Source organism: Pantoea sp. MQR6 (genome assembly GCF_022761075.1).
GTDB lineage: Bacteria > Pseudomonadota > Gammaproteobacteria > Enterobacterales > Enterobacteriaceae > Pantoea > Pantoea phytostimulans.
Genome location: NZ_JAKYXB010000003.1, coordinates 197702 through 217077 on the forward strand (window position 1 = coordinate 197702; position 19376 = coordinate 217077).

Genomic DNA, 19376 nt, shown 5'->3' on the forward strand with positions numbered 1-19376 from the left:
GGCGGTTTTAGCCTCCCAGCGAGCGGTTGGATGTTCCGGTGGCGCTGCTGCGTTGCATGGCATTTTGCTTGGCGACGGTTTCACCGAAGCCACCCCGCGTTACGGTTGACGTTGTTGCGGGTTTAGGGGCTAATGCGGTTTTTGGCACATTCATAGTGCGGCCTGAAGTGGCAGAACCATAGTTACGGCCTGAAGCATCAACAAACTGGCCTCGTGCTGGGCTGTTTGCGGCTTTCGGTGAGAACAGTGGTTGCTGCGCGAATCCCGCGCCGCCGCCCATCATGCGGCCCATCATATAGCCAGCCATTAATGGCATCCAGAAGCTGCCACTCTGTTGGTTTTCAGCATTATTCGTGCCGACGCCTGCTTGAGCAGGTGTTTGCTGGCATTGGTTTTCACCAAATTCAGCCACACAATCTTCACGCGTTGCATATTTTGGTGCAGTACGTTCCGCTTCCTTTAACGCGTTGTTGTAAGCCGTGGTGCATTGCGCGCTCTGACTTGGATTGGCTTTCGCACATTCATCCGCATTCTGGTAGAGCGACACGGTTTCATCGTTTTTTTCGCAGCCAGCCAGCATAAATACCGCCGAGACGGCGATAGCGACTGGCGTTAAATGTCTGGCTTGCCAGCTTTTGCGAAAAGCAGCATAGCGAATAGATTTTGTCCGTTTCATTATCATGATCCTTTGCCCAAAGGTAGCACTTAGGATAGGGGATGGAGGGGGGAAATTGAAGCTGAAGCCGGGAAGGGGAAAGGATCTTTACGTAGCTATACGTTTGAAAGAGAAGCGGGCCGCAAAGCGACCCGCATCAGGATTAATTACCGAATGGGTTTCCGGTATTTCTGGCTGCAGCAGGACGTGCAGCTGATGCCGATGCATTAGCAGCAGGGCCATTATCAACGCGAGCTGTTTGCTGAGCATTTTCAGGCGCAACAGTTTCTGGTGAAGTCGCGATCTCTTTACCCAGTTGGCTGTTCAGCGTCTGCAGGTTTTGCTCATTGAGCGTACCCAGCGCATAGCTGATGTTAAGCTGGTTAATCAGATAGCTATAACGAGCATCAGAAAGTTGCTGTTTGGCGTTGTATAACGTCGTGGTCGCATCCAACACATCAACGATAGTACGCGTACCGACCTGATAACCCGCTTCTGAAGCATCCAGTGAGCTCTGAGCAGAAACAACCGCCTGTTTGTAGGCATCAATGCTACTTACTGAAGCATTAACGTTGTTGTAAGAAGAGCGCACGGTTTGCACGGCAGAACGGTGCGCGCTTTCTAACTGCTCGCTGGCACTGACAAAGTTGTACTGCGCTTGTTTAACCTGCGACGTGACCGAGCCACCACTGTACAGCGGTAATGAGAAGCTCAGACCAACCTGATTCGAGCCTGTAATCGAGTCAGCTGAACTGGTTGATTGATTCGCACGGCTGCCACCGTATTTGCTGTTAGACATACCCGTTGAAGCAGTCAAATCCAGCGTTGGCATGTGGCCCGTTTCAGCAGAACGAATTTGCTCACGCGCTAAATCCTGGTTCAGGCGTGCGGACAACAAGGTCAGGTTACGGCTTTCCGCTTGCTTCAGCAGTGCGTTCACTGCATCTGGCTTGCTGGTTTTGAAGCGATCAATATTCAGTGATGCTAACGACAAATAATCCATACCGGTAATCTGACGCAACGACTCAACGGTATTATCAAGGTTGTTGCGTGCAGTCACTTCGTCCGCTAAGACGCTGTCATATTGCGCACGGGCGTTCTGCACGTCAGTAATGGCAACCAATCCCACATTAAAACGCTGTGTAGTTTGATCTAATTCACGATAAATCGACTGTTTCTGCGCTTCAGTGTAGGAAAGGGTATCAATCGCTTTCAACACGTTGAAGTAGGCGGTCGCCGTGTTCAGGATCAGATCCTGTTGTGCAACCTGGTAAGTGACATCCTGGATGCCCGCAGCTTTCTCTTGCAGCGTCAGCGCACGCCATTTTGACATGTCAAAGATGGTTTGCGTTAATTGTAAGGTTCCGCTAGTGGTATTGGAGTGAAGTCCGCTGCTGTCGCGATAACCGTTATTGTAGGTGTAATCTGCACCCAAACCGAGTTGGGGTAATAAAGGGCTTCGCGCTTCGTTGATTTTCTCAAATGCTGAATCACGATCTGCCGCAGCACTGCGCAGATCTGGGTTACTCAGTCGCGCTTGTTGATAAACCTGAAGCAGGTCTTCTGCCTGACTGGCGAAGCTGAAACCGCCCAGGCTCAGCCCAATAAAAAATGGGAGCAGTTTTTTCATTTGCATTCCTTTTGTTGCAGCAAATTGCAGTGGTAGCGCTGCCGAATAAGCCAAAAAATTATCGCCGATTCTAGCAGAGTGCAACTGTGTGATAAGTTGGCTGAACGTGCCTTCTACGCCTAATTTACGTAAATAATTCAGAAACAACCACTCGGATAAAGCATAAAGGTTGGCTTTTATTCGCTCCATCCCAATCTGGATAAGGAATAAGAAGATGTCGGAAGAAAAAAAATCCCCTGTGACTTTTACAAAAAACGATGTAGAAATTATTGCACGCGAAACAGTCTACGACGGTTTTTTTTCGATTGTGCGCTATCGCTTCCGGCATCGTCGTTTTAATGGCGAAATGAGTGCGGAAGTGCAGCGTGAAGTTTTTGAGCGCGGACATGCCGCCGTACTGCTACCTTATGATCCCTTACGTGATGAAGTGGTGCTGATCGAACAGATCCGCATCCCTGCTTATGATGCGGGTTCCACGCCCTGGCTGCTGGAAATGGTGGCGGGGATCATCGATCCAGGTGAAAGCGTTGAACAAGTGGTACGCCGTGAAGCGGTCGAAGAGGCGGGATTACAGGTTGGGCGAGTCAAACCGATGCTCAATTACCTCGCCAGTCCCGGTGGCACCAGCGAAAGATTGTCGATTTTGGTCGGAGAAGTGGATGCCAGCCAGGCTCAAGGATGCCATGGTCTGGAGGAAGAGAATGAGGATATTCTTGTGCATGTGGTCAGCCGCGAACAGGCTTACCGCTGGGTGGAACAGGGGATAATTGATAACGCTGCGTCTGTCATCGCACTGCAATGGCTGGCGTTGCACCATGAGAAATTAAGAGAAGAGTGGGCACAAAAATGAAACAGCGCTATACCCCTGACTTTCCGGAAATGATGCGGCTGTGCGAAACCAATTTCGCTCAGTTGCGCCGTTTGCTGCCGCGCAGTGATGAGGCGGGCGCATCGGTGGTTTATCAGGTGAGTGGCGCCCGTTATCAGCTGACAATAGAAGAGTCGACGCGCTATACCACCTTGGTTGAAATTCGCCAAGTCGCGCCATCTGTGAGTTACTGGAGTCTGCCTTCCATGTCCGTAAGGTTGTACCATGATGCGATGGTCGCTGAAGTGTGTTCCACTCAGCAGATCTATCGTTTTAAAGCACGTTATGATTATCCTAATAAAAAATTGCATCAGCGTGATGAGAAACACCAGATAAATCAGTTTCTCGCGGACTGGTTGCGCTATTGCCTGGCACATGGTGCAATGGCAGTGCCTGTTTGCTGAATGCGTATAATGCATCAAATGGCGTGGAGATGAAGGAAACGCTTTGGATAGCCTGCTAACTCTTCCTGCGGCAAAAGGGTCCGAAATCAGGATTTTACAAATCACGGATACCCATCTTTTCGCGGGAAAACATGAATCGCTGCTTGGGGTTAATACTTGGGCGAGCTTTGACGCAGTATTGGATGCGATCATTGCTCAGCAACGCGACTATGACCTTGTTATCGCGACCGGCGATCTCGCTCAGGATCACTCTGTTCAAGCCTATCAGCATTTCGCTGAGGGCATTGCTCGTTTGCCAAAGCCCTGCGTCTGGCTGCCCGGAAATCATGACTTCCAACCCGCCATGGTTGATACCCTGGCAGAGGCAAAGATCAACGCCGAGAAGCATGTCTTGCTGGGCGAACATTGGCAACTTGTGTTGTTAGACAGTCAAGTCTTCGGCGTTCCACACGGCATGCTAAGTGATTACCAGCTGGAATGGCTTGAAAAAACGCTGGCGCGCCATCCAGAACGTCACACGTTGATTTTGCTGCATCATCATCCGCTGGCCTCAGGTTGTACCTGGCTTGATCAACACAGCTTACGCAATTCGCATCAGCTGGATGCGGTATTGCAAAACTATCCGCTGGCCCAAACCCTGGTCTGTGGGCACATTCATCAGGAACTGGATATGGACTGGCGCGGACGCCGCGTATTGGCTACGCCCTCTACCTGCGTTCAATTCAAACCGCATTGCACCAGTTTTACCATTGATACTGTCGCACCCGGCTGGCGCTGGTTTACGCTCCATCCACAAGGCAAAGCAGAAACCGAAGTCGAACGTTTGCAAACTGATGCGTTTTGCCCCGATCTTGATTCAGAAGGATATTAACGGATGGCTGCGCTGCTTTATCTCCATGGCTTCAACAGTTCACCGCAATCGGCGAAAGCGACCCAGTTTCAACAATGGCTTAATACACATCATCCTGAAATCGACATGATCATTCCGCAACTGCCGACATTCCCTGCTGAGGCGGCTGCCATGCTGGAAGATATCGTGTTGAGTCGTAGCGGAGAAACGCTCGGCCTGGTGGGTTCTTCATTAGGCGGTTATTACGCAACCTGGCTGTCGCAATGTTTTATGTTGCCAGCGGTAGTGGTGAACCCCGCAGTGCGTCCTTTTGAGCTGCTGGTGGATTTCCTTGGTGACAATCAGAATCCCTACACCGGCCAACAATATGTGTTAGAGTCTCGGCACATTTACGATCTGAAAGTCATGCAGATTGACCCGCTGGAAGCGCCGGATTTACTGTGGTTGCTACAACAAACCGGCGATGAAGTACTCGACTACCGTCAGGCGCTCGACTATTACAGCGCGTGCCGACATCAGGTAGAAGAGGGCGGTAATCATGCTTTTATCGGATTCGAACGCCATTTCCCGCAGATTCTGGATTTTCTAGGCTTGAATCACCCTTAAGTGATGCGGAAATCGCAACTATTTCACCCTTCTAATCAGACATTTACCATGAGTCAATCAAACTATAACGCGGATGCTATTGAGGTCCTGACTGGCCTTGAGCCTGTTCGCCGTCGCCCGGGTATGTATACCGACACGACGCGACCTAACCATTTGGGTCAGGAAGTGATTGATAACAGCGTCGATGAAGCGCTGGCAGGTCACGCCAAGCGGGTTGAAGTGATTCTGCACGCCGATCAATCACTGGAAGTGATTGATGACGGACGCGGTATGCCAGTGGATATCCATCCCGAAGAAGGCATTCCTGCGGTTGAGCTGATCTTTTGTCGTCTGCACGCAGGCGGCAAATTCTCCAACAAAAACTACCAATTCTCTGGCGGCTTACATGGCGTAGGGATTTCCGTGGTTAACGCCTTATCTAAACGCGTTGAAGTTACCGTTCGTCGTAATGGTGAAATCTATGACATGGCGTTTGAGAACGGCGACAAGGTGCAGGATCTCACTGTTTCTGGCACCGTTGGTAAGCGCAACACCGGCACGCGCGTGCATTTCTGGCCTGATGAAAGCTTCTTTGACAGCCCACGCTTTTCCGTTTCTCGCCTGTCGCATCTGTTGAAAGCTAAAGCGGTGTTGTGTCCCGGCGTGGAGATTGTCTTCAAAGACAAGCTGAACAATACGGAACAACGCTGGTGCTACGAAGATGGCCTGACCGATTATCTGCTTGAGGCTGTGAATGGCTTGCCAACGCTGCCAGAAAAGCCGTTTGTTGGCGCATTTGCGGGTGATGTTGAAGCGGTTGATTGGGCGCTGCTCTGGTTACCGGAAGGTGGCGAACTGCTGACTGAAAGCTATGTCAACTTAATCCCCACCATGCAAGGCGGCACGCACGTGAACGGTCTTCGCCAGGGTTTGCTGGATGCAATGCGTGAATTTTGTGAATACCGCAACATTCTGCCGCGCGGCGTGAAGCTTTCTGCGGAAGATATTTGGGATCGCTGCGCCTATGTCTTGTCGGTGAAGATGCAGGATCCGCAATTTGCTGGACAGACCAAAGAGCGCTTGTCGTCGCGTCAATGTGCCGCCTTTGTTTCAGGGGTGGTTAAAGATGCGTTCAGCCTGTGGCTCAACCAGAACGTGCAGGCAGCAGAACAGCTTGCTGAACTGGCGATTAGCAGTGCGCAACGTCGTATGCGCGCAGCAAAAAAAGTGGTGCGTAAAAAACTTACCAGCGGCCCGGCGCTGCCTGGCAAACTGGCAGATTGCTCTGCGCAGGATCTCAATAAAACCGAACTGTTTTTGGTGGAGGGGGATTCCGCAGGTGGATCGGCCAAGCAGGCACGCGATCGTGAGTATCAAGCGATCATGCCGCTTAAAGGTAAAATCCTGAATACCTGGGAAGTCTCTTCCGACGAAGTGTTGGCTTCTCAGGAAGTTCATGACATTTCAGTCGCGATTGGTATTGATCCAGATAGTGAAGATCTAAGCCAACTGCGTTACGGCAAAGTGTGTATTCTCGCCGACGCCGATTCAGATGGCTTGCACATCGCCACGCTGCTCTGTGCGCTGTTCGTTAAACACTTCCGCTCGCTGGTAAGAGGTGGTCACGTTTATGTCGCCATGCCGCCGCTTTATCGCATCGATCTTGGCAAAGAAGTTTATTACGCGCTGGATGAAGATGAAAAAGAGGGCGTATTAGAGCAGTTGAAGCGCAAAAAGGGAAAACCCAACGTTCAGCGCTTCAAAGGTTTGGGCGAGATGAATCCGCTTCAGTTGCGAGAAACCACGCTTGATCCAAACACGCGCCGTCTGGTGCAATTAACTATCGATGACGATAATGTTGAGCAGACGTTACGCGTTATGGACATGCTGCTTGCTAAAAAACGTTCCGAAGACCGGCGCAACTGGTTGCAGGAAAAAGGCGACATGGTCGACATCGAAGTGTAAAAATCGGGACGCAGCGGCGTCCCGATTTATTATTTGTTTCCGACTACGCTAAGTTTCAGACATTATTATTGACAGGTGAAGTGAATTTTTCATTTAACAAAAATCAAAGTAACGTCTTCAGACTTGACCCTTAAAGTGTTACTCAGTTCCTATTTCGGCTTCCCTGTCAGTTATTTTAAACTTTATTAAATCGTGTCAGAAATCAAACTTAAACGATGATGATGAGCGCTGTTCCCTGGCATAATAAAACGTTCAGCCTGTTTTTCCGTTTACGATATTATTGTCTGATATTCATTAACGATTCGGATCCACCGTTGCTACAGTGAATTGTTCGATATAACGAGGTATCGATTAATCCTGGCCTGATGTATTGGGATAAATATCAAGATAAACCCTATGTGGTTCACGAAAGACAGGAAGAGAGAGTGAAAATCACGCTGGAAGAATTGCGCGCTTGGGTTTCAGTGGTCGATACCGGTTCAATAACGGCTGCGGCTGAACAATTGGGGCAAACCAGCTCCGGGATTAGTCGTGCTCTGAGCCGTCTTGAGAGTAAGTTGCGAACAACGCTGTTAAATCGTACAACACGCCGGCTGGCGCTGACAGAAGAGGGACAGATCTTTCTTGAGCATGCCCGACAAATACTGACATCTGTGGAGCAGGCGGAAGAACAGATCGCACATCGCAGCGGGATGCCTTCCGGTCGTCTTCGAATAAATGCTGCCGCGCCATTTATGTTGCACCTGATTGTGCCGTTAGTGGAAGCGTTCAGTAAACGTTATCCCTTAATTAATCTGGAACTCAATACCAACGATATTGTGATTGATCTGCTTGAACAGCAAACCGATATTGCCATTCGCATTGGAGAGCTGCGCGACTCCACCATGCATGCTCGCAAGTTGGGTAGCAGCGCAATTCTGCTGGTTGCTAGCCCAGCTTACCTTCAGAAATACGGTACGCCAGCCAACGTAACAGATCTGGATTCGCATCAGCTAATTGGATTTAGCCAGGTAGAGACACATAACGTCTGGCCAGTATTGCAACGTGACGGCGAATACCTTCGCATTAAACCCAATATCACTGCCTCAAGCGGCGAAACCATTCGTCATTTGGCATTAGCAGGCCAAGGCATCGCGCGATTATCTGACTTTGTGAGTCGGGAGGACCGCGAGGCGGGTCGGCTAGTGCAAGTTCTGCAAGACGAAACGCATGAATTACGTCTCCCCATTCACGCCGTTTATTACCGTAATAATATGCTTTTCTCGCGTATTACCTGCTTTTTAGACTTTCTGCGTGAGCAGATTGAAACAAAAAAACTGCTTTAAACGTGCCATAAAATAACCCTCTCCATTCAATAAGATTTATTGAGATCCTCTTTTCGGTCGCTAACTTCATGGCGTGCGTTCAGTACGTAACATCACTAACCCCGATAAGGGATAGCGTAGAAAAGGATAAAGCGCTGACGCTGGATGCCGGAAGGAAAGGGCGGGTAGCAAGCGGAAGGCAGCGTTACCGTGGCGGGCGTTGAAGAGGATGTATTCGAAAACGGGATCGGCGATGCACAACGGCTGATTCAGCAGGAAGTCACTAATCAGCAATAAATGTATAACGGTTGAGTTTCAACGTTAAAAAAGCCCTTGTCATATGACAAGGGCTTTTTTGTTTGCAGCGAAAGCCAATAAATCAGGCCGTCGGCTCCAGCACTAAAATCTTCACATCAATGACATCATCTTTGATCTGCTCACGATGTGTTTCCATATGTGGCATTTGCTGATGCTGCTCCAGATGGCGTAACGATTCCCACTGCTCCAGCATAAAAATGGAGTCCGGGGAATTTTGTTTCCACGGCACCTGCGCCTGATGATCCACTAAGGCATCGTATTGATGACAACCTTCTTCATCTAACACTGTGGGAATCAGTTTGTTGATGATATCCAGCACCCTCTGTCGACGACCGGGCTTAATACAAATTTCAGCAACCACAGTTAACATGCGCGCTTCCTCTTTTGCAGTGAATTTCACCTCACGCTATCTTACGCAAAAACGTGACTGAGATGAGTCCGATAACGTTCAATATCACGCGGAACATCCGGTTGTTTGATCACGTCGTTACAAATAAAGGTTGGCAATGCTTCCATCCCCAGGAACTGGTTGGCTTTATGGAAGTGTAAATAAAGACCATCAACACCCACGCCTTCAAAGAACTGATCTGGATCGGTGAAGGCATCCAGCGGGGCATTCCACGTCAGAGAAAGCATATATTTTTTGCCCTGAAGCAGACCGCCAGAACCGTATTTCTTTTCAGCATCTGAACGAGAACGACCATCACTGGCATACAGTGAACCGTGACCTTCAGTAAAGATTTCATCAATGTAGCGTTTTACCGTCCACGGCTCGCCCATCCACCAGCCTGGCATTTGATAAATCACTACGTCGCTCTCTACATATTTTTGCACTTCGTCGGCAACCACATAATCGCTGTCCGCAACGGTGACCGAAACTTCATGTCCTAAGTCGCGCAGCTGGCTGGCAGCCACGTCGGTCAGGGTGTGATTCAGTTCGCCTTTGGAATGGGCAAACGTTTTGCCACCATCAATAATTAAAATCTTGCTCATTAACTGTGTGCTCCATTATTTGACTATGGGCCACAGCTTACGCGCGAAGCGGCACGGGAAAAATGGGATTTGGATCACAACACTTTTGCCTGTACAGCAATAATCCCTGCATTTATGTCACCATCAGCGCGCGAATCAACATCAAATAAGACGCATAACCCATGAAAAAAAGCTTTCTATTTGTACTGCTGCTGGCCTCTGGTGCCGCGCAGGCACAATCCCATCTCGATAACATTCTCAGCAGTAAAACGTTGAAAGTCTGCACCACTGGCGATTACAAGCCTTACAGCTATCTGCGTTCAGATGGCAATTATGAAGGGCTGGACATCAGCATGGCGCAGTCGCTGGCGGCTTCACTTGGCGCAAAAGTCGAATGGGTGCCCACCACATGGAAAACCCTGATGCAGGATTTCCTCGCGAAGCACTGCGACATCGCGCTCGGTGGCGTGTCGGTGACATTAAAACGTCAGCAAACGGCGTGGTTCGCTCAGCCGCTGGGAGTAGACGGAAAAATTCCGCTGGTGCGCTGTACGGATAAAGAAAAATATCAAACCGTTGAGCAGCTAAATAAGCCCAGCGTCCGTTTGATTGAACCGGCGGGCGGCACAAACGAAGCCTTTGTCCATAGTCATTTACCACAGGCTTCGCTGACGTTGTTCCACGATAACGTCACCATTTTCCAGCAGTTGGTGGATAACAAAGCGGATGTGATGATCACCGATGCCTCAGAAGCGCTTTATCAACAGAAGCGCTTTCCGCAACTTTGTGCGTTGAATGCGGATAAACCGCTGCAATATGGCGAGAAGGCTTACATGATTCCGCGTGATGACATCAGCTGGAAGCAGTATGTCGATCAATGGCTGCATCTGAGTACGGCAACCGGTGAATATGCGCGCGTTGCAGAACAATGGATGGGTGTTAGTCAGTAAAAACGTGTTAACGGAACAGGCCGGGATCGTCCCGGCCTTTTATTGCCTTTAATAAAGGTTGGCTTTACCCAAACCACCAAACAGGTTCATCTTGTAGCGAATGACCGCTTTGGCTGCATCAATCGCTTCTGGATAGATAACATTCGGGTCCCACCAGGTTTCACGCGTTAACACTTCACGGACTTTCTGGAAGTAAGCGAACTTCATATCGCTGGAAATATTGATTTTTCCGACACCTAACGTCACAGCCTCCGCTACTTCGGCATCGGGATTAGCTGATCCGCCATGCAGCACCAGCGGAATATCGACGCGCTGTGAGATCTCTCGCAAAATATGCATCTGCAATTCTGGCTTCATATCTTTTGGATAGATGCCGTGTGCGGTGCCAATCGCCACCGCTAAAGTATCAACGCCGGTACGCTGAACATAATCTTCGGCCTGAGCGGGATCGGTGTAGATGACTTTACTGACGCCGCCTTCAACCGAGGTTCCCGTATCGCCGATGGTGCCCAACTCGCCCTCTACTGAAACGCCTACTGCATGCGCCAGTTTCACGACTTCTTTGGTCAATGCCACGTTCTCTTCATAAGGCAGCAGCGAACCATCGATCATTACCGAGGTGAAGCCGCACTGAATTGCACGCAACACCTGCGCTACCGAAGCGCCATGATCAAGGTGCAGAGTAAATGGCACTTTGCTTTTCAGCGTACGCTCGCGGACGTAGCCAAAGAACGCATCGGTGACAAACTCCAGTTCGCTGGGATGGATCGAAATAATGGCCGGGGTTTGCGTTGCTTCTGCTTCTTCTACCACTGCACGAATAAAACAGCTATCCGCCACGTTAAACGCGCCAATGGCGAAACGGTGTTGGCGAGTAGGGCTTAACATCTCTTTCATTGAAATCAACATGTTAACTATTCCTCAGCTTGTTTTACGACAAAGGGTTCCCGCGCCTGTGTGGTCACAGACTTTTTTGCGGTGATCTAAAAAGGATTATCAGGCTTGGTTAGCAGCGCCTGACCAGCTCAAATATTCAATAACCACTTCACGGCAGGCGGATTCCATTAATCCTTGTAAATCCGTCAGTTCAGCATCGGGATGTTGTTTCAGCGCTTGCTGCAATGCCTGTTTTCCGGCATCAAACACCGCAGCACCGACATTGATTTTGACCACGCCATGCTGACTGACGCGGCGAATATCACCGGCGGGCGTACCGCTGCCGCCATGTAGCGCGAGTGGAACGGATGAAGCCGCGTGTATCTCGCTCAAGCGCTGAAAGTCGATTTGCGGTTTAACGCCAGCCGGATAAAGGCCGTGCGCTGTGCCCACCGAAACTGCCAGCAGATCGATCTGGGTCTGCTCAATAAAGGGCAGCACATCTTTCACCTGCGTCATTTTCACCGCCGCATCCGCCCGTTCATAGGTAGGCGCATCGGCGATATGCCCCAGCTCGCCTTCAACGCACACGCCTGCGGTATGCGCCATGTTCACCACTTGCGCGGTCTGCCGAATATTCTCCGTTAGCGGCTCTGATGAAGCATCAATCATCAGGCCGGTAAAACCTGCGCGAAAGGCTTGCCCAATCAACGCAAAAGCTTTGCCATGATCGAGTGCCAGCGCAATCGGGACGTTGGCCGCTTCAGCCAGCGCTCGCACCAGCGGCACGGCAATGGCGGGCGGAAAGTGTGCGCTGTGCCCCTGATAAACGTTGAGGATCAGCGGCGCACGCTGCTGCTCGGCAGCCTGAATAGCTGCGCGGGCGGTTTCCAGATTGAAGCAGTTGATAGCCAGCACCGCATACTTGCCGCGTGCTGCCTGAGCAATCAGGTCGTTCATTGCTGCATACATAAATGGCTCCTTATTCCAGCGTGAATTTGATGTCATCGTCGCGAACACTGTGGTCTTCTACGTCGTCAAACTCTTCATCCGCTTGGGTAACCGTTTTTTTCAGCAGAGAAAGCATCACGCCGCATATTGCCGTGCCGATACCGAGCGCCAGACAAAACAGCCAAGGTTTGGTAAACAGCGGCACCACGAACATGCCACCGTGCGGCACTGGCGCTTCCACGCCCCAAACCATGATCAATCCGCCAGCAATGGAAGAGGCCACCACGCAACTACCAACCACACGGAACAAGTCGCGGGCAGCAATCGGAATCACACCTTCGGTGATCATGCAGATACCCATCGGAAAGGCTGCTTTTAGCGCCTCTTTTTCTGCCTGTGTATATTTGTGACGCGTTAGCAAGTAAGAGAGGGTGATGCCAAACGGGGGAATAATCGAACCGACAAATTTCACCGCTTCAGGGCCATAAATACCGTCAACTAACATGCCATCGGCGAACAATGACATGGTTTTGTTGATTGGCCCGCCGAAGTCAAAGGTCGCCATTGCGCCCAGGATGGCACCCATCACAAACTTCGAGCCGCCCTGCATCGACTCCAGCAGCGCAATCAAGGTCTTTTGTAGCCAGACAATCGGCTGGCCCACAAACGTCATCATCAGCAGTCCAGCGATAACCGTGCTGAGCACCGGCAATATCATGACGGGCATCAATCCCTGCATCGACTGCGGCAGTTTGATGCTGCGGCGCAGTAGCAGCACGGTGTAGCCCACCAGAAAACCGCCGAGAATGCCGCCGATAAAACCGGTGCCGATCTGCCCGCAGATGAAACCGACGATCAGGCCGGGTGCAAAACCGGGTCGATCAGCAATCGAATACGCGATCGCCGCGCTGATCAACGGCACGATCAATCCCATTCCCCATCCGCCGATCTGGTTAAGCATCCAGGCGATACTGCCGGTCTGTTTACCGACGTCGGGCCCCCCGATCACCTGACCTAGCGCGATACAGATCCCGGCAGCGACGATCAGCGGGATCATCCATGAAATCCCAGTGAGAAGATGCCCTTTGATCTCTTGACCATATTGCCGTTTGATAGTGTTCATGCTGGATCTCCTCACGCACGCGCCAGTGAATCCGCCACTTTCTCGAGGAATTTAACCGGCGACTTAATCACCACTTCGGTTTTCACTCTCACGATCGGTTTGCCGCGAAAGCGATCTTCACCGCTGATTTTCACATCAACCGCCAGAATCACTACATCCGCCGCCGCAATAGCTTCATGGCTCAAGGCATTTTCAGTACCGATGGTGCCTTGCGTTTCAACCTGGATGGTATGACCCAGCGCGTGTGCGCCTTTAATCAGTTTTTCACGCGCAATATAGGTATGCGCGATGCCCGCCGTGCAGGCGGCAACACAGACGATATTCATGTTTTACCTCGGGATTGTAGGATTAACAGAGATCGGTTTCGGCGTACTGACTAAACAGCCGGATGATTTTGCTGGGATCGTTTTCTGCCAGCAGTTGGGCAATCACCTCATCATCGGCCAGCGCGCTGGCCACTTGTGACAACAGGCGAATATGGGTGGTGTTCTGATCTTCGAGCCGTACCGCAAACAGAATGATGCAGCGCACCGCACTGTCATCCAGCGTTTCCCACGGAATGTCATGTTGCGTACGGCCAATCGCCAGCGTGGTTTGCAGCACCGCAGAGGATTTCCCGTGCGGAATAGCAACATGATTTTCAAAGCCGGTAGAGCCTTCCGCCTCGCGTAGCCAGACATCCTCTATAAATGCCTGTTTGTCGCTGATGGCGCCGTCCTGATAAAGCAGTTCGGTTAATTCATTTATTACCTCTTCCTTGCTGGTAGCGTGCAGTGCCAGGTTTACGCGGCGCGGGTTAAGAATGCGGGAAATATCCATCAGTCAAACCTCATTCAATTAATTGCCATAGCGCAATGCGCCGTGTGCGGCAGCTGGCTGCCAATCATCGCTTCCGTCACGCGCCGAATGTCGTCGTCATTAAAAAAGGCGGTAACGTAAACCATCGGTAAATCAGTGCTATCGAGATGAATCGTGGTGATCACTAAATCCACCGTTTCCTGCTGGCAAAAGCGGCTCAGATTGTTGGCAGAGACCACGCCGACGATGATCCAATCCGGGAAAGCGCGCAGAATGCGGCTTTTCAACAGATGCGAAGTGCCTACGCCGCTGGAGCAGACCACCAAAATGCGTTTATGGGCAATTTGCCGCTCCAGTGCGGCCTGGAAATGTACGCAGAGATAACCCACTTCATCATCCGCCACGGTTGAGAGCTGGAAGTGCTTTGCCGTCAGACGCATGGCGAGTTGCGTCAACGAAAATATCTCGCTTAACTCATTTTTAATGTCATCGAGTAAAGGGTTACGGATATTAATGTGATATTTAAGTCGATTGATGAGTGGCTTAATATGAATAAGTAACCCTTCAAATAATAAGCGGTCCTGGGACACGTCACGTTGAATTAATTCTGAGAAGCAGCGGATTAATTCATGGGTTATTTTTAACGACTCTTCACTGGCGAATTGATATTGCGCGGCCATTTCATTGCCACGCTCTTCCATGACAATGCCAGACGAAACGATATACTGATAAATAAAACCGACTTCATCGACGGGCAAGGGTGCTTGAATACGTTGCTCAATGCGCGTCACCATCTGGCGAGCAATAAGTAAAATGCGACTATCCAGTTCCGGTGAACTGAGTGCCGACGGCAGCGACAACGCGTTTCCCTGCGCCATACGATGCATCATGATCAAAATATGGGTGCAGAGATTAATGTAGTAGGCATCGCTGAGCGGATAACTCAACTGCTGCTCCATCTGCTGCAGCAAAGCCTGCACGAAGGCGACATCCTGTTCACCGAAATAGTGAATCAGCGCCTGATAGCTGCCCGGATCGAGGCGTGGTTCCATTGAGTTGCTGGCCGTATGATGCTGCATAACGTCATTGATCAGCGAAACGATCGCCTGACGCAGCGCCTGCTCGCTGCCCTCAACGTGTGTGCCGCTCTGGCTGCGCACCAGCAGCAATCCCAGCGGTTGCAGCCACTCTTCAATCACTCTTAAATCATTCACTATTGACGCATGGCTAATGAAGTAGCGCTCTGAAAGCTTGCTGATTGAGGTTTCTCGCGGTGATTCACTCAGCAGTTGTGAAGCAATCTTCACGCGACGTGCATTATGACTAAACCCTTCTGACCAATGTTCTTCGCTGGTCAAATGCTGTTCCAGCTGTGCTCTTTGCTGCATGTCACCAATCTGTAAACGCAATCCACGGCCCGGCAATTTTTCTATTGCGATGTGCCAGTCGACCAGCCATAGCTCAATACTTTGTAAGTCACGGTAGATACTTTTCTCTGAGACTTCTAACTGCTGCGCCAGCAGCGGCAAAGTAAGCGGGGCGCTGTTTTGCAGCAGTAATTTCAGCAGGCGATGTTGTCTTGACGTCAAATTTTGCATGAGTCACCTTATCTTTAAAGCTGCGTATATTTCTTTTCGCTGCTTTAGCGGAGTTAATTAAATCAAGAGACAAGCGTGCAATAAAAATCAGGTCGTAAGGCATGGAGATAAATTTAGGTGGGGTCGGAAATAACGACAATACTAAATCTTGTCCAGTTACGGGACAGCGTTAATACGATAAGGCTTGGTGATTTTTTAATTGCGAACGCGATCACAATTAATTATCACTATTATTTTGTGAGCGTTATCTCATTCTGTTTTTTATTTACGCGCTGGGTCACATAAAAAAAAGGATTAATTCTCAGCCTGCCGTGCCACGCTTCCCCTGTGACTAAATCAGGCGAATAAGGTACTATCCTCGCCAAACAACCGTCGGGTGTCCCGCTGTTGTGGGCCACGATGTGAGGATGAAAGCATAATGAGTGAATTGACGCAGGATGGTGCAGAGCGTCTTGCCTTGCACACATTTACTGAGAATGCGTACTTAAACTATTCCATGTACGTGATCATGGACCGCGCCTTGCCTTATATTGGCGACGGTTTGAAGCCGGTTCAGCGCCGCATTGTTTACGCCATGTCGGAACTGGGGCTAAACAACAGCGCAAAATTTAAAAAATCTGCCCGTACCGTGGGTGATGTATTGGGTAAATACCATCCGCACGGCGACAGCGCCTGTTATGAAGCGATGGTGTTAATGGCGCAGCCGTTTTCCTACCGCTATCCGCTGGTTGATGGTCAGGGAAACTGGGGCGCACCGGACGATCCGAAATCGTTCGCAGCAATGCGTTACACCGAATCTCGCCTGTCAAAATATGCCGAAGTGCTGTTGGGCGAATTAGGCCAGGGCACGGTTGATTACATCCCCAACTTTGACGGCACGATGCAAGAGCCGAAAATGTTGCCGGCGCGTCTGCCCAATATCCTGCTAAACGGCACCACCGGTATTGCCGTGGGGATGGCGACCGACATTCCACCGCACAACTTACGTGAAGTGGCACAGGCGGTGATCGCGCTGATCGATAATCCTAAAACCACGCTGGATGATCTGCTGGATATCGTTCAGGGACCTGATTTCCCGAATGAAGCGGAAATCATTACGCCGCGCGACGAGATCCGTAAAATCTACCAGAATGGTCGTGGCTCTATTCGTCAGCGCGCTGTCTATAAGAAAGAAGATGGCGAAGTGGTGATCAGCGCTTTACCGCATCAGGTTTCGGGTGCGCGCGTGCTGGAGCAGATTGCTAACCAGATGCGCAATAAAAAGCTGCCGATGGTGGAGGATTTACGTGATGAATCCAACCATGAGAACCCAACGCGCTTAGTGATCGTGCCGCGATCCAATCGCGTCGATCTCGATCAGGTAATGAACCATCTGTTCGCCACCACCGATCTGGAAAAAAGCTATCGCGTAAACCTGAATATGATCGGCCTGGATAACCGTCCAGCGGTGAAAAACCTGCTGGAGATCCTGTCCGAATGGCTGGTGTACCGTCGCGATACCGTGCGTCGTCGCCTGAATTACCGGTTAGAGCGCGTGCTGCGTCGTTTGCATATCCTTGATGGCTTGCTGGTGGCGTTTCTCAATATTGATGAAGTGATTCATATCATCCGTACCGAGGACGAACCAAAACAGATATTGATGTCGCGCTTTGATATCAGCGAAACCCAGTCTGAAGCGATCCTCGAACTGAAACTGCGCCATTTGGCGAAGTTGGAAGAGATGAAGATTCGTGGCGAGCAGAGCGAACTGGAAAAAGAGCGTGATCAGCTGCAGGCGATTTTGGCTTCCGAACGCAAAATGAACACGCTGCTGAAGAAAGAGTTGCAGGCCGACAGCGCCAGCTACGGCGATGATCGCCGTTCTCCGCTGCGTGAACGTGAAGAAGCGAAAGCCCTGAGTGAAACGGAACTGGTTCCGTCAGAACCGGTCACTATTGTGTTGTCGCAAATGGGCTGGGTGCGCAGCGCCAAAGGTCATGATATTGATCCCAGCGGTTTGAGCTACAAAGCTGGCGACAGTTATCTGGCTGCGGCACGCGGCAAGAGTAATCAGCCGGTGGCATTCATCGATTCCACGGGGCGCAGCTATACGCTGGATCCCACTTCATTACCTTCCGCACGCGGGCAGGGCGAGCCGTTAACGGGCAAGCTGACGCCGCCGCCGGGCGCGGTAGTTGAACAAGTGTTGATGGAGCCTGACGACCAACGGCTGTTGATGGCGTCAGATGCGGGCTACGGTTTCATTTGTACGTTTAACGATCTGGTGTCGCGTAACCGCGCCGGTAAAGCGTTGCTGACGCTGCCGGACAATGCGCGCGTCATGACACCCATGGCGGTTCATCATGAAGATGACATGCTGCTGGCGATCACCCAAGCTGGACGGATGCTGATGTTCCCGGTCGGTGAGCTGCCGCAAATGTCGAAAGGCAAGGGCAACAAGATTATCTCTATTCCGTCTGCAGAAGCGGCAGCGGGTACAGACAAGCTGGCGTGGCTGATGATTCTGCCGCCAGGTAGCAATATCACGCTGCACGTAGGTAAACGTAAGTTATTGCTGCGCAGTGAAGAGTTACAAAAATTCCGCGCCGATCGCGGTCGTCGCGGCACCTTACTGCCACGCGGCCTGCAAAAAATTGATCGTGTGGAGCTGGATGCCCCAGCGCGTCCAGGAAATACGGATAGCGAAGAGTAAGCAACCGGGCTGACATTCGCGTCAGCCTCGGGACAATGAGGAAGCTATGTTACTAATACTGCGTACGATTATCGTGGTGATTTATTCAATCCTGGTGTGCGTGTTTGGCTGTATCTGGTGTCTGTTTTCACCGCGCAATCCACGCCATGTCGCCACTTTTGGTCATCTGTTCGGCAAATTGTCGACAGTGTTTGGCGTTAAGGTAGAGTTAAGAAGGCCGCCGGGCGCGGATAAGTACGGTAATGCGATTTACATCGCGAACCACCAGAACAACTACGACATGATCACTGCCGCTAAAATCGTGCAGCCTACCACGGTGACGGTCGGTAAAAAGACGCTGTTGTGGGTGCCGTTTTTTGGACTGCTCTACTGGTTGGCCGGTAACTTGCTGATCGATCGTGATAATCGCTCTAAAGCGCATGGCACCATCGGTGAGCTAGTGGATCAGTTCAACAAAAAGCGTATCTCGTTCTGGATGTTCCCGGAAGGAACCCGCAGCCGTGGACGCGGCCTGCTGCCGTTTAAAACGGGCGCATTTCATGCCGCCGTTGCAGCGGGTGTGCCAATCATCCCGATTGTGGTGTCTAACACGCATGGAAAGATTAACCTAAACCGCCTGAAAAACGGTTTAGTGATCGTTGAAATGCTGGAGCCGGTGGATATAAAGCAGTTTGAGGCCACATCGGTACGTAAACTGGCTACGCATTGTCGTGAATTGATGGCGGCGAAGCTGGAAGAGCTTAACGCCGAAGTCGAAGAACGCGAAAAAAACGGTAAAATCTGACCGGCGAGTTCATCGCCGACTATCCTGCAGGGATGCCTACGGCAGCGGACTCT

Annotated in this window: 19 protein-coding genes; 9 read left to right on the top strand and 10 right to left on the bottom strand. The window is 50.8% G+C overall.

Annotation, left to right across the window (positions count from 1 at the left end):
• Nucleotides 1-7: 7 nt before the first annotated feature.
• Nucleotides 8-676 carry a DUF1190 family protein gene (locus MUG06_RS13755; protein ID WP_243078936.1) on the bottom strand — a complete coding sequence of 223 codons (669 nt, stop codon included), beginning with the start codon at nt 674-676 and terminating at the stop codon, nt 8-10.
• Between the two features lie 142 nt (nt 677-818).
• Nucleotides 819-2285, bottom strand: coding sequence for an outer membrane channel protein TolC (tolC, locus tag MUG06_RS13760; RefSeq protein ID WP_243078937.1), 1467 nt, complete (start codon nt 2283-2285; stop codon nt 819-821).
• A 214-nt stretch (nt 2286-2499) separates the two neighbouring features.
• On the opposite strand from tolC, the gene nudF reads away from it, so the two are divergent.
• From nudF to MUG06_RS13790, 6 genes are all read left to right on the top strand, one after another.
• Entirely contained in the window at nt 2500-3135 is a 636-nt protein-coding gene (nudF, locus tag MUG06_RS13765; protein WP_243078938.1) for an ADP-ribose diphosphatase, read from the top strand.
• A complete protein-coding gene (locus MUG06_RS13770) occupies nt 3132-3557 on the top strand; it encodes a DUF1249 family protein (RefSeq protein WP_215845565.1) in 426 nt (141 codons plus the stop codon). The genes nudF and MUG06_RS13770 overlap by 4 nt, the downstream gene beginning before the upstream one ends.
• A 43-nt stretch (nt 3558-3600) precedes the next feature.
• Nucleotides 3601-4428 carry a 3',5'-cyclic-AMP phosphodiesterase gene (gene cpdA / locus MUG06_RS13775; protein WP_215845566.1) on the top strand — a complete coding sequence of 276 codons (828 nt, stop codon included), beginning with the start codon at nt 3601-3603 and terminating at the stop codon, nt 4426-4428.
• Nucleotides 4429-4431: 3 nt separating this feature from the next.
• The gene (gene yqiA / locus MUG06_RS13780) at nt 4432-5013 is read left to right on the top strand and encodes an esterase YqiA (protein ID WP_215845567.1); all 582 of its coding nucleotides are present in this window, start codon (nt 4432-4434) and stop codon (nt 5011-5013) included.
• A gap of 48 nt (nt 5014-5061) precedes the next feature.
• On the top strand, nt 5062-6957 hold the full coding sequence (gene parE / locus MUG06_RS13785; RefSeq protein WP_243078939.1) for a DNA topoisomerase IV subunit B: 1896 nt from the start codon (nt 5062-5064) through the stop codon (nt 6955-6957).
• A gap of 425 nt (nt 6958-7382) precedes the next feature.
• Entirely contained in the window at nt 7383-8282 is a 900-nt protein-coding gene (locus tag MUG06_RS13790; RefSeq protein ID WP_243078940.1) for a LysR substrate-binding domain-containing protein, read from the top strand.
• 358 nt (nt 8283-8640) lie between these two features.
• On the opposite strand, the gene MUG06_RS13795 is transcribed toward MUG06_RS13790, so the two are convergent.
• Both MUG06_RS13795 and MUG06_RS13800 read right to left on the bottom strand, forming a co-directional pair.
• Nucleotides 8641-8949: a putative quinol monooxygenase gene (locus MUG06_RS13795; RefSeq protein WP_215845569.1), complete on the bottom strand. Its 309-nt coding sequence runs from the start codon at nt 8947-8949 to the stop codon at nt 8641-8643.
• 41 nt (nt 8950-8990) lie between these two features.
• On the bottom strand, nt 8991-9572 hold the full coding sequence (locus MUG06_RS13800; RefSeq protein ID WP_215845570.1) for an NAD(P)H-dependent oxidoreductase: 582 nt from the start codon (nt 9570-9572) through the stop codon (nt 8991-8993).
• A 161-nt stretch (nt 9573-9733) separates the two neighbouring features.
• Between MUG06_RS13800 and MUG06_RS13805 the strand changes: the two genes are divergently transcribed.
• Nucleotides 9734-10501: a transporter substrate-binding domain-containing protein gene (locus tag MUG06_RS13805; protein WP_215845571.1), complete on the top strand. Its 768-nt coding sequence runs from the start codon at nt 9734-9736 to the stop codon at nt 10499-10501.
• Nucleotides 10502-10549: 48 nt separating this feature from the next.
• Here MUG06_RS13805 and MUG06_RS13810 read toward each other — a convergent pair whose 3' ends face one another.
• From MUG06_RS13810 to MUG06_RS13835, 6 genes are all read right to left on the bottom strand, one after another.
• Nucleotides 10550-11410, bottom strand: a complete 861-nt coding sequence (locus MUG06_RS13810) for a ketose-bisphosphate aldolase (protein WP_215845572.1) — start codon at nt 11408-11410, stop codon at nt 10550-10552.
• A gap of 87 nt (nt 11411-11497) precedes the next feature.
• Nucleotides 11498-12349, bottom strand: a complete 852-nt coding sequence (locus MUG06_RS13815) for a class II fructose-bisphosphate aldolase (protein ID WP_243078941.1) — start codon at nt 12347-12349, stop codon at nt 11498-11500.
• Between the two features lie 10 nt (nt 12350-12359).
• A complete protein-coding gene (locus MUG06_RS13820) occupies nt 12360-13451 on the bottom strand; it encodes a PTS fructose transporter subunit IIC (protein WP_243078942.1) in 1092 nt (363 codons plus the stop codon).
• Between the two features lie 11 nt (nt 13452-13462).
• Nucleotides 13463-13777: a fructose PTS transporter subunit IIB gene (locus MUG06_RS13825; RefSeq protein WP_215845574.1), complete on the bottom strand. Its 315-nt coding sequence runs from the start codon at nt 13775-13777 to the stop codon at nt 13463-13465.
• Between the two features lie 22 nt (nt 13778-13799).
• Entirely contained in the window at nt 13800-14270 is a 471-nt protein-coding gene (locus tag MUG06_RS13830; RefSeq protein ID WP_215845575.1) for a fructose PTS transporter subunit IIA, read from the bottom strand.
• Between the two features lie 14 nt (nt 14271-14284).
• Nucleotides 14285-15847 (bottom strand): PRD domain-containing protein, encoded by a 1563-nt coding sequence (locus MUG06_RS13835; protein WP_243078943.1) that lies wholly within the window; start codon nt 15845-15847, stop codon nt 14285-14287.
• A 418-nt stretch (nt 15848-16265) separates the two neighbouring features.
• Between MUG06_RS13835 and parC the strand changes: the two genes are divergently transcribed.
• Complete coding sequence (parC, locus tag MUG06_RS13840) at nt 16266-18539, top strand: DNA topoisomerase IV subunit A (RefSeq protein WP_243078944.1); 2274 nt, start codon at nt 16266-16268, stop codon at nt 18537-18539.
• Between the two features lie 46 nt (nt 18540-18585).
• Complete coding sequence (locus MUG06_RS13845; RefSeq protein ID WP_215845577.1) at nt 18586-19323, top strand: 1-acylglycerol-3-phosphate O-acyltransferase; 738 nt, start codon at nt 18586-18588, stop codon at nt 19321-19323.
• Nucleotides 19324-19376: the final 53 nt, after the last annotated feature.

Coding starts and splice junctions, on each gene's coding strand:
- MUG06_RS13770 (WP_215845565.1), top strand. CDS start 3,132: ATGAAACAGCGCTATACCCCTGACTTTCCGGAAATGATGCGGCTGTGC.
- MUG06_RS13820 (WP_243078942.1), bottom strand. CDS start 13,451: ATGAACACTATCAAACGGCAATATGGTCAAGAGATCAAAGGGCATCTT.
- MUG06_RS13795 (WP_215845569.1), bottom strand. CDS start 8,949: ATGTTAACTGTGGTTGCTGAAATTTGTATTAAGCCCGGTCGTCGACAG.
- MUG06_RS13825 (WP_215845574.1), bottom strand. CDS start 13,777: ATGAATATCGTCTGTGTTGCCGCCTGCACGGCGGGCATCGCGCATACC.
- MUG06_RS13835 (WP_243078943.1), bottom strand. CDS start 15,847: ATGCAAAATTTGACGTCAAGACAACATCGCCTGCTGAAATTACTGCTG.
- yqiA (WP_215845567.1), top strand. CDS start 4,432: ATGGCTGCGCTGCTTTATCTCCATGGCTTCAACAGTTCACCGCAATCG.
- parC (WP_243078944.1), top strand. CDS start 16,266: ATGAGTGAATTGACGCAGGATGGTGCAGAGCGTCTTGCCTTGCACACA.
- MUG06_RS13810 (WP_215845572.1), bottom strand. CDS start 11,410: ATGTTGATTTCAATGAAAGAGATGTTAAGCCCTACTCGCCAACACCGT.
- MUG06_RS13830 (WP_215845575.1), bottom strand. CDS start 14,270: ATGGATATTTCCCGCATTCTTAACCCGCGCCGCGTAAACCTGGCACTG.
- parE (WP_243078939.1), top strand. CDS start 5,062: ATGAGTCAATCAAACTATAACGCGGATGCTATTGAGGTCCTGACTGGC.
- MUG06_RS13755 (WP_243078936.1), bottom strand. CDS start 676: ATGAAACGGACAAAATCTATTCGCTATGCTGCTTTTCGCAAAAGCTGG.
- MUG06_RS13845 (WP_215845577.1), top strand. CDS start 18,586: ATGTTACTAATACTGCGTACGATTATCGTGGTGATTTATTCAATCCTG.
- MUG06_RS13800 (WP_215845570.1), bottom strand. CDS start 9,572: ATGAGCAAGATTTTAATTATTGATGGTGGCAAAACGTTTGCCCATTCC.
- nudF (WP_243078938.1), top strand. CDS start 2,500: ATGTCGGAAGAAAAAAAATCCCCTGTGACTTTTACAAAAAACGATGTA.
- MUG06_RS13815 (WP_243078941.1), bottom strand. CDS start 12,349: ATGTATGCAGCAATGAACGACCTGATTGCTCAGGCAGCACGCGGCAAG.
- MUG06_RS13805 (WP_215845571.1), top strand. CDS start 9,734: ATGAAAAAAAGCTTTCTATTTGTACTGCTGCTGGCCTCTGGTGCCGCG.
- tolC (WP_243078937.1), bottom strand. CDS start 2,285: ATGAAAAAACTGCTCCCATTTTTTATTGGGCTGAGCCTGGGCGGTTTC.